The sequence below is a fragment of the Candidatus Sulfurimonas marisnigri genome (genome assembly GCF_015265475.1).
Taxonomy (GTDB): Bacteria; Campylobacterota; Campylobacteria; order Campylobacterales; family Sulfurimonadaceae; genus Sulfurimonas; species Sulfurimonas marisnigri.
Window position 1 is genome coordinate 1,268,974 of record NZ_CP054493.1, and the last position, 14,411, is coordinate 1,283,384.

Below are 14,411 nucleotides of genomic sequence, written 5' to 3' on the forward strand. Positions count from 1 at the left end.
TTTAAAGGAAAATAGATGATTGATAATAAAATTGATGAGTTAACAGCAAAAATAAAAAAATTAGAAGACGAGCTGATAACAGAGTTCAAAAAGAAAAGTGAAAAATTTTACTTTAAAATAGAAAATGAGAAAGTAAAGTTTGAAGAGAGAGTTATAAAAGAGGGGAAATCAAGAATAACTAGTTCTATAAAATATTTATCATCATTTCCTGTTACTGTTATTTTAACTATTCCGTTTATTTGGGCTATGATTATACCTGTGATATTGGCAGACATAATGGTAACGGTATTTCAAGCCATATGTTTTCCTATATATAAAATCCCCAAAGTAAAAAGAAAAGATTATGTAATTATTGATAGGTATAATCTTTTTTACCTAGACAGAGTTGAAAAAATCAACTGTTTATACTGTGAATATTTTAACGGTGTAACAGCTTACGTAAGAGAAATAGCAGCAAGAACTGAGCAATTTTGGTGTCCCATAAAACACTCAAAACCGCTTAAAGATAGACATAATAGATATGATAATTTTTTTGATTATGGAGATTATTTAACGTACAAAGATGAACTTAAAAAAAGAAGGTCAGACTTTAAAGACCTAGAAGAGACTAAGCCTCTTTAAGGGCTTTTTCTCTAGCCTTATCTTTTTTACTTTTCCCTTTTCCTTTAACCGGAGCAGGACCTTTAACTTTTTTGGGAGCTTCGCCTTTTAGTTCAAACCCTGCTATCTGCTCCGGAGTCAATTTTACCTTACACTTCTTCTCTATAACGCCAAAATGCTCTTTGTCCTCATGTGATATAAAAGAGACAGCCACACCAGATTTACCAGCTCTTGCTGTACGACCTATGCGGTGAATGTAGTCTGTAGGAGATCGAGGAAGGTCAAAGTTAACTACACATGTGATATCGTCAATATCTAACCCTCTAGCAGCAATATCTGTAGAAAACAAAATTCGTATTTTTTTAGCCTTAAAATCACTGAGTGTCAGGTTACGCTCATCTTGAAGAAGATCCCCATGAAATGACTCTGCCTTGTATCCGTACTTAATAAACTTATCTGCTATATTGTCAGTAGCTCTTTTGTTTGCCATAAACACAAGTACCTGTTCCCACTTCTCACTGTCGAGCAGGTGTCTTAGCAGTGGACCGCGGTTTTCACGATTTACCTCTATTACCCTCTGAGTAACGCTATCTACTGTTGGTACTTCTTGTTCAATAGTGACTTGAATAGGGTTTTGAGTAATTTTAGAAGCAATATCTAGAATTTTTTGAGGGTAGGTTGCCGAGAAGAGCAGGTTTTGGCGTTTGATCGGAATAGCTTCAAGAACAGCTTCAAGCTCCTCTGCAAAACCAAGGTTAAGCATTTTATCTGCCTCATCAAGAACAAAGAAGTCAAGATGAGAAAGGTTCATTTGCTTTTTTGAAAGTACATCAAGAAGTCTTCCCGATGTTGCAACCAAAATGTCACACCCTTGCTGAATAGCATAGATTTGATCGCCAAGACTTTCACCGCCGATAACACTAACAACTATGGGCTTTCTCTTTAGTGAAGCACCGAATGTCGAAAAAGCATCCGCAACCTGAAGAGTAAGTTCACGAGTTGGCGTCAGTACCAAAGCTTTTATCTTAGGCTTTCCTTCGCCAACATTTTTAGACCACAGTTCTAAAATAGGGAGTACAAAACTAGCACTCTTACCGCTTCCGGTTTGTGCCATTGCCATTACATCATTGTGTTGAAGAACAAGAGGAATAACTCTTTCTTGAATAGGTGTCGGCTCTTTAAATCCACTTTTTTTAAGTGCATTTTGAATTTGTGCAGAGAGTCCAAGTTTGGAAAATGGCATTTTACTTCCTCTTATAATATAAACGTATTTTAGAGTGTTTTGCCTTTATAGGAGGTTTATATAGATACAGATTCGACTCTACATGTAGAATATTAAACGAGTATTATTTCTAATAATTATCATATTTGCCGGATTCAACTTCATCTTTTAGTTCATCAAGTGCTTTTTGCATTACATCAAGTATCTGTCCTGCTGCTTTTTTGTTATCAACCTCAGGAACGCTCCAGTCCTCAAACTTCATATTCATTTTAAAGATAGCTTTAACTTCAATTCTTATCTCATTTTTAAGTGCTTCCACACCCTTTGTTGTAGCATCCATAATCAGTCCTTTTCAATTAGTATATCATTATTTGTATTTTAAAGTATATTGCTGTATTATCTAATACATGTGATACAAAAAGGTACTTGTAATGGATTTTAGAGAGTGGTTTAAAGAGAGAGCTAATGTAACAAATGAGTTGTATATCAGACTAGACAACTATGAAGACATAGAAGTGTTACATCAATATCGTGTGAATTTAAGAAAACTATATGCATGCAGTGAAGTATATGCAAAACAAGTAGATAAAAAAAAATCTAAAGAACTATCAAAACTAATAAAAAGAATAATTAAACCTACTTCTGCTTTACGTGATTTAGATGTATTTTTAGGTGAAATAGAGACCTTTACATGTTCAGCTCAAATAAAAAAGAAACTACATAATATTTTAAATATAAAAAGAGCAACTCTTTTTGAAAAGTTTTCTTCTGCGGTTAAGAGTGATGAGTATAAAAACAATTTAAAAGATTTTTATACAATGAGTAAAAGCGATAAGTTTTTTTTATACAAAAAAATAGGTAGGGTGAATAACTACAAAACTATTAAAAACATAGAAAAAATCATCTACGGCGATTTTAACAAAATAGATGAAAGTACATCTTTTACTGAGCTTCATGAACTGCGGATGAAGTTTAAAAAGTTTCGTTATGCTCTTAATATTTACGAGCAATGTTTTGATGAAGGTAAAAAAATCTCTACAGATTTGTCAAAATTAAAAATATTACAAGATTTATTTGGAGCGATTCAAGATAATTTAGTAAGACTAGAGTTTGTCAAGAGCCTAAAAGGTGAGCTCACAAAAAAACAATTGATAGAATTAAAAGATTATTTTAAAAAAAATCTAAACAGTGCGAGAGAGAAACTATATATATTTAAAGACTCCAAAGAGTGGCTGTTGTAAATAGGACATTGACGCTTTATAGTTTATTTTAACTTCATTTATATATAATATCATCAACAAAACAAATAGGATAACAATGAGAATAATATTACTAGGAGCTCCAGGTGCAGGAAAAGGTACTCAGGCTCAATTTTTAACCAAAAAGTACAACATCCCTCAAATCTCCACAGGCGATATGCTAAGAGCGGCTATAAAGGCCGGTACTGATATGGGTAAAATGGCTAAGGCTGCTATGGATGCAGGTCAGCTGGTAACAGATGAGATTATCATCGGTCTTGTAAAAGACAGAATCGCTGAAGATGATTGTAAAAACGGTTATCTTTTAGATGGTTTTCCTCGTACGCTTCCTCAAGCCGATGCCGTTACAAATGCAGGCATTACTGTTGATGCCGTTATTGAGATAGATGTTCCGGACTCTGAGATAGTTACCCGTATGGCTGGTCGTCGTGCTCACTTGGCAAGCGGAAGAACTTACCACCTTGTGTACAACCCGCCAAAAGTTGAAGGCAAAGATGATGTAACGGGTGAAGAGTTAGTTCAACGTGAAGATGATAAAGAGTCGGTTGTTCTTGATAGACTAAAAGTTTACCATGAACTTACAAGCCCGCTTATAGGTTACTATAAAGAACAAGCTTCTAAACTTGACACTTTAACTTACATAACCGTAGACGGAACAGCTGACATCGCTGATGTTGAGGCTAGCATCGTTTCTAAATTAGGTTAATCAACTCCTACATGTAGTGTGTCCGGAGTTTTCTGGATGCCTCTTCTATCGTCCACCGCTTATGCTCTTTAATCACCTATGAAAAAAGATTCTTTCGTAGCTCTATCCAGCTACAGATAGAATTACAAGTCCCCCGAAATATAGTATGAGTAAGGTTACACTTTCAAAACCGATGTTTCCTGGTCCATGGCGTTGACGGTATATGAGACCCATAAGAAGCACACCTGTCATTAGCATCGAATTTGCCAACCAGAACTGCTCAGTACTCGTCATAGCAGCGTAAATTGAACCTTCTCGATAGGCAATATCAGATGCAGAGATGAAGAGGGTATCAAATGCATTACCGCCGATAATGTCACCAACTGCTAGATTTATAGAGCCCATACGAACTGCGGTAATGGCAACAACGAGCTCAGGAATTGAAGTGGAGACAGCGGTAAATACACCTCCGACGACACCGTGCGATAAACCTGTTTTTTCCCCAAGAGGTATTGCTAGCTGAGCGAGAGACCAGCCAGCCAAGGCGACAATAGTTGCGTAGCCGGCAAAGTACAACCAGAGCATCCAAATGTTGGGCTTGTGACTTCGGTTGTAATTCGAATGTTCTGCCGGCGTGTCTGTTGTTTTTCTTGGAAGCCACATCGGCATATCGTGCGTTCGAGCCAGCAGATATACGCCAAAGATGTACGAAATCACTAAAATTACCGTAGCAGGATGTATGCTGAAGATACTGACAATCGGAAACGAAAGCGCAAGTACATGGATTGACAGCAAGGTAAGAAGAAAAGCAGACATAAATAGATTTTCAGCTGATGCAGCTGCGTGCTCCAGGTTTGCACGCCGGTAAGCAATATCCGCTAACGCAAGAAATGCGGTTTGAGCAGCAATACCTCCGAATCCGTTGCTCACTGCAAGCTCTGCATGTCCTGAAACTGCTGCTGAAACGGACATTGTGATACCAGACAAAGACGTTGATGCCCCAATGAACAGTGCTCCCATAAGTGCTTCGCCTAGCCCTGTGCCATGCGCGAGTTCACGAGCAGTTTTGGTCATCTTGATACCAAACCATCCGATGATTGCTGTAGCGACAGCAAAAGCTGTTACAATAAAAACTAACGGCAAACTGCCAAAATATGTCATGCTAATTTTCTGATATTAATATTGACGTATCCGATGGAGCATTCATGACGATACCTTGGTTTTTAGATATAAAGAAAATTCACTAAAATTTCTATAGCGTTCAATACCGACACAAAGGCACCAAAAGTTGCCAGAATATCACTGATACTTAAGAGTGTAATTGTATAAAAAAAATATGAAGGGATTATGGAGAAAATAAATTTCAAGATGGGGTCTACTTGGCGCTTGCAAAAATAGCATATTGAAAAATATATAATTTAGATGTGTGAGCTTCCAAGTTTAACTTAGAAACTAGATTTTAAAGTTGATAAAACTTCCCATCTCGTGAACTATCTCTTGGATAGTACCTTCGCCACTTATTACATGTAAAAGATTTTTAGCACTATAAAAAGCTTGTATCTCAGCCAAAGGCTCAGTGTAGACTTTCATGCGGTTGTTAAATACTTCGTTGTTGTCATCAGCACCACGGTTACGACCTAGAACTCTGTCACGAGCAGTCTCTTCACTTACATGTACTTCAATTACGCTTGCAAGCTCTAAAGATGAGTCTACATGTAGATACTCATCTAAAGCATTTAACTGCTCCATGCTTCTAGGATAACCATCTATAATGATTATATCCGTAGGAGCATTTTTGATAGCATTTGTGATAGTTTTAATAGCTACTTCAATAGGCACTATTAAACCTTTTGACATGTAAGAGTTTAACTCTTTGCCAATCTCACTACCGCTTGCAACTTCTGCTCTTAACATATCGCCGGTAGAGTAGTGCGTTATTGCGTTGTTTTGCTCTGCTATGAGTTCTGCATCTGTAGTTTTACCAGAGCCTGGAGCTCCGATAATTAAAAAAAGTTTTTTCACTATTTTACTTGTTCGCGCAAACGAATATGTAGGTCACGAAGTTGACTGTTATCAACCGGGCTTGGTGCTTTTGTAAGAATACAAGAAGCTTTTTGTGTTTTAGGAAATGCTATAACATCTCTAATGCTTGCTTTTTTAGTGATAAGCATCATCAATCTGTCAAAACCTAAAGCAAAACCACCATGTGGAGGTGCGCCAAATTTAAGAGCATCTAGTAAGAAACCAAATTTCTCTTGTGCTTCTTCTTCTTCTATACCAAGAAGTTTAAACACTTCATTTTGAACATCTTGTTTGTGGATACGGATACTACCACCACCAAGTTCAGTACCGTTTAAAACAATATCGTAAGCGATAGACTCAATATCTTCTACATTCTCTTTATCTGTGTCTTTAGGCATAGTAAACGGATGGTGAAGTGCTTTTACTCTTCCATCTTCAACTTCAAACATTGGGAAGTCAACAACCCATACAAATTCGAATGCATCTCTATCTAGTATATTCATCTTCTCATGCTCTGCAAGGAAAATTCTTAGACGACCCATGTAGTCAAGTACAGTTTTCTTATCGCCGGCACCAAAAAATACAACATCGCCAACTGCTAGTTCAGTTCTCTCTATAATAAGTGCGATATCTTCTTCGCTGAAAAATTTAACAAGAGGACCTTTAAGACCATCTTCTTTCATCTGGAAGTAACCAAGACCATGAGCTCCAAACTTACGTACGAAGTCTTCAAAAGTTTTCATCTCACGCTTAGAGAATATTAAATCAGCACCTGGAACTTTAAGAGCTTTAATACGGTTCTTATGAGGAGTTTTTGCAATGTTTGTAAAGATTTCGTTGTCACATCTCTCAAAAATATCAATAACGTCAACCATTTTAAGGTCATATCTCATATCTGGTTTATCAGAACCATACCATTCCATAGCGTTGTTGTGAGTGATACGGTTAAATGGAGGCTTAACATCAACGTCACATGCTTTAAACATTGCAACAAGTAAATCTTCAGCTACTTTAATAACATCTTCTTGGTTACAAAAACTCATCTCAACATCTATTTGAGTAAATTCTGGCTGTCTGTCTGCTCGTAAATCTTCATCACGGAAACATTTTGCTATTTGGAAGTATCTATCAAATCCGCCAACCATCAGAAGTTGTTTGAAAAGTTGTGGTGATTGAGGAAGTGCGTAGAACTCGCCATTATGAACACGAGATGGAACTAGATAATCTCTAGCACCCTCTGGAGTTGATTTAGTTAAAATTGGAGTCTCAACTTCTAAGAAGCCATTCTCATCAAGGATATTTCTAGCTGCGATTGCCGCTTTACTACGAAGACGAAATACTTCGTATAAATCAGGGTCTCTTAGCTCTAAGTAACGGTATTTAAGCGTAGTCTCTTCGCCAACACTTTTATCACCGATTACAAAAGGAACAGTAGCAGACTTGTTTTCAATTATAAGCTCAGTAACTATAATCTCAATAGCACCTGTTTTTAGTTTTGGATTAGTCAAACCTTCGCCGCGAAGACGAACAGTCCCTTTAGCGATCAGAACAAACTCATCACGAACACCATCGGCAACTTTATGTGCCTCAGCACCATCTTCTGGGTCAAGAGTAAGTTGGACTAAACCTGTCTTATCTCTTAAATCTATAAAGATAATTCCACCATGGTCGCGGTAATTGTTTGCCCAACCAGCTAGAATAACATCTTGTCCTACGTTTGCTTCATTTAAATCTGTACAATAATGACTTCTCATATAAATAGAGTCCTAAATATAATTTTTGGGATTGTATCTAAAATTGTCTTATTGGATAATAAGTTTTAAGTATTATTCATAACTACTTTATTTCTACCACTATTTTTTGCCTCATAAAGAGCATCATCTGCTTCTTTTAAAAGAGCTTCCTTATCAATGTTCTCATACCCATCAGCGTAAGAAACACCTATGCTAATTGAAATAATATTAGTTACTATTGAGTATTCATGAGGAATCTTTAAATTTGCTATAGCTTTTAAAAGTGAATCAGCTACTTGTTTGGCACCTTTTATATCTACATCTTTTAAAAGAAGAACAAATTCCTCTCCTCCATATCTAGCTACCATATCACTTGGTCGTTTTAACTCATTTTCAAGAGTTTTTGCAACTTTTTTAAGTGCCTCGTCACCTTTTGCATGTCCATAGTGATCGTTATAATCTTTAAAACAATCAATGTCTATCATAATAGCAACAAGTGATGTTTGTTCTCTTGAGCTCTCTTTACACTTGATTTCAAAATTTTCATCAAAATATCTTCTGTTTGCTATATTTGTTAAACCATCACGCCTAGAAAGTTTTTCAAGGATATCATTTTTTATTTTTAAATCATATTCACTCTTATGAAGTTCACTGGTTCTATCTTTGATTTTTTGCTCTAGTCCTTCATTTAGTTGTTCTAATTCTAAATTTTTTAAACTAATTCTTCTTTCATAATTTAAAAAGCTTTGTTTTATTTTTGCTGAAATATAATAAGAGATAAAGAAAGTAACTATCATAATAAGCACTGTAAGATAGATAACTCTTTGAGATTTCTCATAGTATATTTTATACATTTCACTCTTCTTTAAAGCTATCTCTTGCTCTATATCTTTTAAATAAAACCCTGTTCCAATAATCCAATCTGTGCCAGGAACCTTCATAATGTAAGAGAGTTTTTCTTCAATAGTTTCTGTTTGTAAATTAACCCAATTATAAGATACATAATCGCTATTATTCTCTTTCATACTTTGAGTGATTTTTTCTATAGCCTTTAGAGTATATTTTTTTTCAAAATCAGAAATATTTTGACTAATATGATCTGGAATTGCTTTTTGAAAAAGTATATATCCATCTTTATGCACAACAAAAATATATCGATTTCCAATATTGTTTATTTCCGCAATAGTCTTAAGAAGCTCTTTATCTGTTTTTTTTATTGCAGAGTCAATATATTCACCTGAACCTAAGTACCAATTATAATGATTAAATGCCTTCACATATACGATTTGCTTATGCTTTTTACCACTATCTGGTGATTTTGTAAAAGTATTCCAAAGAAAACCTCCGTCATCATTTATACACAACGCTATCTCTTCTTTGATTATATATTTGCCTGTTGAATCTTGAAGATCAATAGCACAAGTTTCTTCTAGATGCTTTAAGTGTTTTGGAGCGAGTCTAAATATTCCATCATAATCCAACATATAAATAAAGCTTTCACCATTATTCCAAGTAAGAGTTTCTAGTGATGTTTTTATGATATTTTGTATCTCTTCTTTAGACTTTACGTTTTTATATTTATTATAGATATTATTTGCTATTTCATATGCAACATTAACACGGTCTTTAATACGAGATTTAAGTTTTTCTTGTGTTGTAGATTTTTGATAGATTATAATATCGGAAACGCTAGATATCTTATCTTTACCTGTGCTCATTTCCATCTCATACATGTCTTTTTCTAATTCTTTTAGGCTAAACTCAAAGCTTTTGTTATACATCTCTATATACAAGAATGACAGCAGTCCAACCATAAGAGGGATAAGTAGCAATGGCCCAAATGATAATATTTTTAGAAAACGTCTACCACTCAACATCTTTTATCCTTTGGATAAATATATCATTTTTATGATTTTGTAAAACTGAAATTAATTATTAATATATTTTTATAATTATCAAATTTATAATCTTTTAAATATCTTGGGACAACACGAAACCTTTTTATACATTTAATCGATAAAAGTGTATAATCAACTAAAATATTTCAATAAAGAGTCGTTTTTGAATAATAAAATTATTAAAAAAATAGGTGTTGTTTTAAGACCGTCAACGCCTGAGCTAAAAGATAGCTACATAAGGTTAGAGGAAATTTTCAATTCTTATGACATCGAAGTAATGCTTGAGAAAAAAAGTGCTCAAATGATTAACTTCGAAGGTGAAGAGTTTGAGAAAATTTGTAGTTATGCTGACATTTTAGTTACCATTGGCGGCGATGGTACGCTTCTGTCTACTGTTAGAAAATCATTTGAATTTGATATTCCAGTTTTAGGTATTCACGCAGGTACATTGGGCTTTTTAGCAGATCTATCTATTGATGAACTTGACTCTTTTATTCAAAAAATTATCAAAGGAGAGTATAAAGTTGACGAGAGAGCTATACTTGAAGCTACGGTAATCAAAGACTCAAAAAAGGTTAAAATGTACGCTTTTAACGACATTGTTTTAACCAGAACAAGCGTCTCAAATATGATACATGTAGAAACTTTAATAGACTCTAAACCTTTTAATACCTACTATGGGGATGGGGTTATAGTTTGTACTCCAACAGGTTCAACTGCATACAATCTCTCAGCCGGAGGACCTGTGCTATTTCCGATGACAAATGTTTTTGCTCTTACCCCAATCTGTCCACATTCTCTAACGCAAAGACCTGTTATTCTTCCTGGAAAGTATGCAATTGAGATGAGAACATCTGAAGAGAGAGCTTTAATAATAATAGATGGACAAGATATGCATGAACTCGGCTTAGGTGAGAGTGTATATATTGAACTTGCGTCAAAAACCATAAAACTAATACATAAAGAAGAGTTTAACTATTTTGATGTACTAAAAGAAAAGCTAAACTGGGGAAAATAGCCGCTTTACGCTTCTTGTCTTTATCTTTGTTTAGATTTTATAAATTTTATAAATTTTTTAATACTATTTTTTTTAATTTTTTCACCATTTACATTGGCAACAGGCTTAGATTTGCAAGACCTACACATCCCGATGCATGATTTAATCATAATCTCTGCATCCGGAAAACTTAATACTAATTTTTTTGTAAATTTCTTTTTTTTAGAGTAATTTTTACAAAGTTTTATTAACATATTTATTCACTAACTTGAGTACCTGACTTACGTTGAGAGAGTTGAGAATCAATCATGAATATGCCATTTCCATCACCAACAAGTTTTAGTTTAGAGATAATTTCTCCTACACTTGCTTCTTCTTCTATTTGCTCTTGAATGAACCATTGTAAGAATCCATAAGATGCATGATCTTTTTGTTTACTTGCCAAGTCACATAACTCATTTAATGAATGTGTCATCATTTGTTCGTGCTTTAAACTATCTTTAAAACACTCTAAAAGAGATGTGTAATTAATATCTGGCTGCTCAATTGCTAGAAGTTCAATCTTACTTCCCTGGTCTAAAATGTACTTGTAGATTTTAAGTGCGTGCATACTCTCTTCTTCGTACTGCAACATAAACCAACTAGCACCACCGTTATATCCAGTATTTGCACACCAACTCGACATACCAAGATATAAGTATGCGGAATAAAATTCTTTATTGAGTTGTGTGTTTAACTCAGATGCCATTTTTTTGTTAATCATAGTTTACTCCTTGTTTATACATAATTATAACCAAAATATTACACAAGACATTTTTTCACACTGTAAGAGTGGAAATTAAATCATAGGGGGTCTATTTTTTATCAAAAATTGACTATTTACTTTTCTAACAATTTCAAAAGACCTCGTGCTGCCTGTTTACCTTGCCCCATTACGCCCGTCAATAGATAGCCTCCCGTTGGCGCTTCCCAATCTAACATTTCGCCAGCACAGAATACGCCAGGGAAATCCTTGAGCATTAGCTGTTCATCTAGATTTTCAAACATTAAGCCCCCAGCTGTACTAATTGCCTCTTCAATGGGTCGATAAGATTCTAATTGTAATGGAAACTTTTTAAGTGTCTTTGCCACTAACTCAGGCTTAGTTAACGACTCCTTTGCCAACACCTCTCTAAGTAAAGAAGCCTTAACGCCCTCCAATCCTAAGCGTTTCCAAAAAGCACTCAAACTCTGCTTACCTTGTTTGCCACTGAGCTGTTGCTGTAACTGACTTTGCGTGCGATGTGGGAAAAGGTCTAAATAGACCGTAAACGGAGATTTTTGCTCTATTTGCTCTCTGAGAAATTTAGAATAGGTATAGATTAAACTGCCCTCAACTCCATTTTGACTAACTAAGAGTTCACCCAGTTTGGATTGAAGGTTACCGTTAATATCTGTAAAGCTAAGTTCTACATTTTTTAGCGGGGTGCCTGAAAACTTCTCCCTAAATACCTCTGACCAAGTAACATTAAAACCCATATTTGCTGGTTTAAGCGGGGCGATTAATAGCCCTTTATCTTTCAATGTTTTTGTCCAAGCGCCAGTTGAGCCTAATCGCGGCCAAGAGGCGCCACCGAAAGCCAAAATCACCGAATCAAATGAATAATCCTTAAGGCCATCAGGCGTTTGGAACTGCCAAACATCCTTCGACCAACCAACTAGACGATGTTTCATTTTGAACTGAGTATTATTTGCTTTGAGTTTACGTAACCAAGCACGTAGCAATGGGCCGGCTTTTTTATCTAGGGGATACACTTTGCCAGAAGAGCCAACATAGGTTTCAAAACCAAGGCTTTGTGCCCACAAGCGCATGTCATTGGGGGTAAAGGCTTCTAGTGCAGGCTGTAAAAAAGGTTGGGCTTCAAAATAACGGCTCGCAAAGAGGGTAAAGTCTTCACCATGTGTTAGATTTAATCCCCCACGTCCCGCCTGCAAAAACTTACGTGCCGCAGAAGGCATAGCATCAAATACCGTCGGAGAATAACCCGCATCAGACAACACTTGTGCCGCCATCAGACCCGCGGGACCAGCCCCGATAATAGCAATTTTGCATGATAATGTTTCTGAAATATCTGACGACATAAATCCAATCCTTTGTGATTAAAATGTTTAATGATATTTTTTAGTAATGTATGCGTTCACGGCTAGGCTTTGCTATGTCTTTCGATTAACTTAGTCGGATTTTGTCTTGTATGAAAAATTGCTAATATCACTACTATATCTTCATATTGTTCGTAAATGATAATGTAAGGAAACTTTTTCATAACTACTTTTTGAGACGTTTGTGTTTCATATGGATAAGTGTCTGGTGAGCTTAAAATACTGTTAAATAGTTTATCGAGATGAGATATAAATCTTTTTTCTAACTTTGGACTTATTTCATAATAATAGTTTAATGCAATTTTTAAATCATTTTCTGCAAGTGGATGTAGTTTTAAATTCAAATTTATCTTTATCTTTCTAAATCGTTTTTAATCTCATCCCAATTTCGACCTAATGATGGGTCTTTATGAAAAGAGTCAATTCTGGAATTAAGTTCTTTTTTTTGTGCCTCGTTAAGTTCAGAAGTATTGTTTCTTGTAGAAAAATCGTGAATATCATTATCAACGATAAATTTTAATGCTTTTAAAATTTCTTCTTTAGAGCTATTAAAAAAGTTTTCAATTTTTGGCTCTTCAATTGATAGTTGTATCATATGTATCCCCCAATTTTATTTTAATATGTAATTATAACACAATAAGATTTTTCTAAATTTTATTCCTTTTATACAATGATATTAGCAATCTTTAAAAATACTTTATCTAACCCACTAACCACTTTAGCTGCAATAGCAACAGAGTCACCAACGTCTTTAAGGTCTTCAACAATCTTGTTAGAAACTTCTTTTATATCATTAAACTGCTCATGTAATGTGTTTATATCTTTTGACTGTTCTTCAAGAGCTTCAATATCAAACCTCTCTAATAGATCAGCTAATTCTTCATGTTTTATGATCATTGCCGAATGTTCTCGTCCAAGTTGATTATTATCTAAATAATCTTTTATCTGAAAATATGTATTTTCTAGTGAATCATATAGTGAATTATCTATAGCCATTTACGGTTCCTTATTAATGTTGTCTCTAAATTTTTAACATATTATATATCAAGATTGTCAAATTATACACCCCAGGGTTGAATACCTATTGCTTTAAGATAAAGTCGTTTTTCACTATCAATCCCAATTTTAACTATTGTGTCTGGTTACCATAACTTTTCTATGTCATCTAACGGGTGTCTTGAGAAATATGAAGTGCGCAGGGGCTCATATTTCTTTCCAAGTACTTGTTATATGTTTAGAGAATTAAGTTATTTTTGTCTTTCAAAACAAACGCTACCATGTGTTCCAATTTTATTTCCAGTTGTATATTCTGAAATATAGAATACTCTCCAGCCATCATATTTTGCTAGTGTTTCATCCATGTCTTTTTGATCTCTCATATCCAATTCAACACATCTGGTTTCCATGTTAGAATTTGCATCTGCTATTCTCATATTAGAATGAACATTTGCTGCTGAACAACCTGAAATTATAATTGCTAATGTAGCACCTAGTATACTTGTAGTTATAAATCTTGATATTTTCATAAACATCTCCTTAAGTTTTGTGCTACTGTTACAATAGTCACATAAAAAATCTCTTTAAAACTTTTCATATAACTATTTATTCATTAGCATTATAGTGAACTAAGACTTAATATTAATGATTAATAGAACACATTAATTGTTCTATTTAAAGTAATAATTAATCAATTTAATGACAAATTGTCATATTATTGATTTATTTTTATTATTTGACTTATTGTTCTTAAATAAAAAGTGTCCTTTTAGCACGAAATTTATCCGTTATTTGGACAAAGTGTTGAGTTGTTAGTTAAATGAACAAGGTTAAAGTCATAAGCCCTTTAGATTTTTAAT

At 34.5% G+C, this 14,411-nt stretch carries 17 protein-coding genes; 4 read left to right on the top strand and 13 right to left on the bottom strand.

The genetic code is table 11. The features are described from left to right. The first annotated feature begins 15 nt into the window (after positions 1 to 15). Positions 16 to 621, top strand: coding sequence for a hypothetical protein (locus tag HUE87_RS06400; RefSeq protein WP_229855068.1), 606 nt, complete (start codon positions 16 to 18; stop codon positions 619 to 621). Here the strand turns inward: HUE87_RS06400 and HUE87_RS06405 are convergent. Both HUE87_RS06405 and HUE87_RS06410 read right to left on the bottom strand, forming a co-directional pair. Beyond that, positions 608 to 1,843: a DEAD/DEAH box helicase gene (locus HUE87_RS06405; RefSeq protein WP_194365390.1), complete on the bottom strand. Its 1,236-nt coding sequence runs from the start codon at positions 1,841 to 1,843 to the stop codon at positions 608 to 610. The genes HUE87_RS06400 and HUE87_RS06405 overlap by 14 nt on opposite strands. A gap of 109 nt (positions 1,844 to 1,952) precedes the next feature. Next, complete coding sequence (locus tag HUE87_RS06410; protein WP_194365391.1) at positions 1,953 to 2,162, bottom strand: hypothetical protein; 210 nt, start codon at positions 2,160 to 2,162, stop codon at positions 1,953 to 1,955. A 91-nt stretch (positions 2,163 to 2,253) separates the two neighbouring features. On the opposite strand from HUE87_RS06410, the gene HUE87_RS06415 reads away from it, so the two are divergent. Both HUE87_RS06415 and adk read left to right on the top strand, forming a co-directional pair. Then, the gene (locus HUE87_RS06415; protein ID WP_194365392.1) at positions 2,254 to 3,063 is read left to right on the top strand and encodes a CHAD domain-containing protein; all 810 of its coding nucleotides are present in this window, start codon (positions 2,254 to 2,256) and stop codon (positions 3,061 to 3,063) included. 76 nt (positions 3,064 to 3,139) lie between these two features. Then, positions 3,140 to 3,787, top strand: coding sequence for an adenylate kinase (adk, locus tag HUE87_RS06420; protein ID WP_194365393.1), 648 nt, complete (start codon positions 3,140 to 3,142; stop codon positions 3,785 to 3,787). Positions 3,788 to 3,889: 102 nt separating this feature from the next. On the opposite strand, the gene HUE87_RS06425 is transcribed toward adk, so the two are convergent. From HUE87_RS06425 to HUE87_RS06440, 4 genes are all read right to left on the bottom strand, one after another. Then, a complete protein-coding gene (locus HUE87_RS06425) occupies positions 3,890 to 4,927 on the bottom strand; it encodes a sodium:calcium antiporter (RefSeq protein ID WP_194365394.1) in 1,038 nt (345 codons plus the stop codon). Positions 4,928 to 5,218: 291 nt separating this feature from the next. Then, positions 5,219 to 5,788, bottom strand: a complete 570-nt coding sequence (locus HUE87_RS06430) for an adenylate kinase (RefSeq protein ID WP_194365395.1) — start codon at positions 5,786 to 5,788, stop codon at positions 5,219 to 5,221. Then, the gene (aspS, locus tag HUE87_RS06435; protein WP_194365396.1) at positions 5,788 to 7,542 is read right to left on the bottom strand and encodes an aspartate--tRNA ligase; all 1,755 of its coding nucleotides are present in this window, start codon (positions 7,540 to 7,542) and stop codon (positions 5,788 to 5,790) included. The genes HUE87_RS06430 and aspS overlap by 1 nt, the downstream gene beginning before the upstream one ends. Before the next feature lie 65 nt (positions 7,543 to 7,607). Continuing rightward, the gene (locus HUE87_RS06440) at positions 7,608 to 9,398 is read right to left on the bottom strand and encodes a sensor domain-containing diguanylate cyclase (protein WP_194365397.1); all 1,791 of its coding nucleotides are present in this window, start codon (positions 9,396 to 9,398) and stop codon (positions 7,608 to 7,610) included. A 184-nt stretch (positions 9,399 to 9,582) separates the two neighbouring features. Between HUE87_RS06440 and HUE87_RS06445 the strand changes: the two genes are divergently transcribed. Beyond that, positions 9,583 to 10,437 (top strand): NAD(+)/NADH kinase, encoded by an 855-nt coding sequence (locus HUE87_RS06445; protein ID WP_194365398.1) that lies wholly within the window; start codon positions 9,583 to 9,585, stop codon positions 10,435 to 10,437. Between the two features lie 20 nt (positions 10,438 to 10,457). On the opposite strand, the gene HUE87_RS12925 is transcribed toward HUE87_RS06445, so the two are convergent. The 7 genes from HUE87_RS12925 to HUE87_RS06480 all read right to left on the bottom strand — a co-directional run bounded on the left by HUE87_RS12925 (position 10,458) and on the right by HUE87_RS06480 (position 14,081). Further along, complete coding sequence (locus HUE87_RS12925; RefSeq protein WP_194365399.1) at positions 10,458 to 10,670, bottom strand: DUF1450 domain-containing protein; 213 nt, start codon at positions 10,668 to 10,670, stop codon at positions 10,458 to 10,460. A gap of 2 nt (positions 10,671 to 10,672) precedes the next feature. Beyond that, the gene (locus tag HUE87_RS06455) at positions 10,673 to 11,179 is read right to left on the bottom strand and encodes a ferritin (RefSeq protein WP_194365400.1); all 507 of its coding nucleotides are present in this window, start codon (positions 11,177 to 11,179) and stop codon (positions 10,673 to 10,675) included. Between the two features lie 116 nt (positions 11,180 to 11,295). Then, the gene (locus HUE87_RS06460) at positions 11,296 to 12,537 is read right to left on the bottom strand and encodes a TIGR03862 family flavoprotein (RefSeq protein WP_194365401.1); all 1,242 of its coding nucleotides are present in this window, start codon (positions 12,535 to 12,537) and stop codon (positions 11,296 to 11,298) included. A gap of 62 nt (positions 12,538 to 12,599) precedes the next feature. After that, the gene (locus HUE87_RS06465) at positions 12,600 to 12,899 is read right to left on the bottom strand and encodes a type II toxin-antitoxin system RelE/ParE family toxin (protein ID WP_194365402.1); all 300 of its coding nucleotides are present in this window, start codon (positions 12,897 to 12,899) and stop codon (positions 12,600 to 12,602) included. Positions 12,900 to 12,907: 8 nt separating this feature from the next. Beyond that, complete coding sequence (locus HUE87_RS06470) at positions 12,908 to 13,150, bottom strand: addiction module protein (RefSeq protein ID WP_194365403.1); 243 nt, start codon at positions 13,148 to 13,150, stop codon at positions 12,908 to 12,910. 68 nt (positions 13,151 to 13,218) lie between these two features. After that, entirely contained in the window at positions 13,219 to 13,551 is a 333-nt protein-coding gene (locus HUE87_RS06475; protein ID WP_194365404.1) for a hypothetical protein, read from the bottom strand. A 251-nt stretch (positions 13,552 to 13,802) separates the two neighbouring features. Further along, a complete protein-coding gene (locus HUE87_RS06480) occupies positions 13,803 to 14,081 on the bottom strand; it encodes a hypothetical protein (protein ID WP_194365405.1) in 279 nt (92 codons plus the stop codon). Positions 14,082 to 14,411 lie beyond the last annotated feature (330 nt).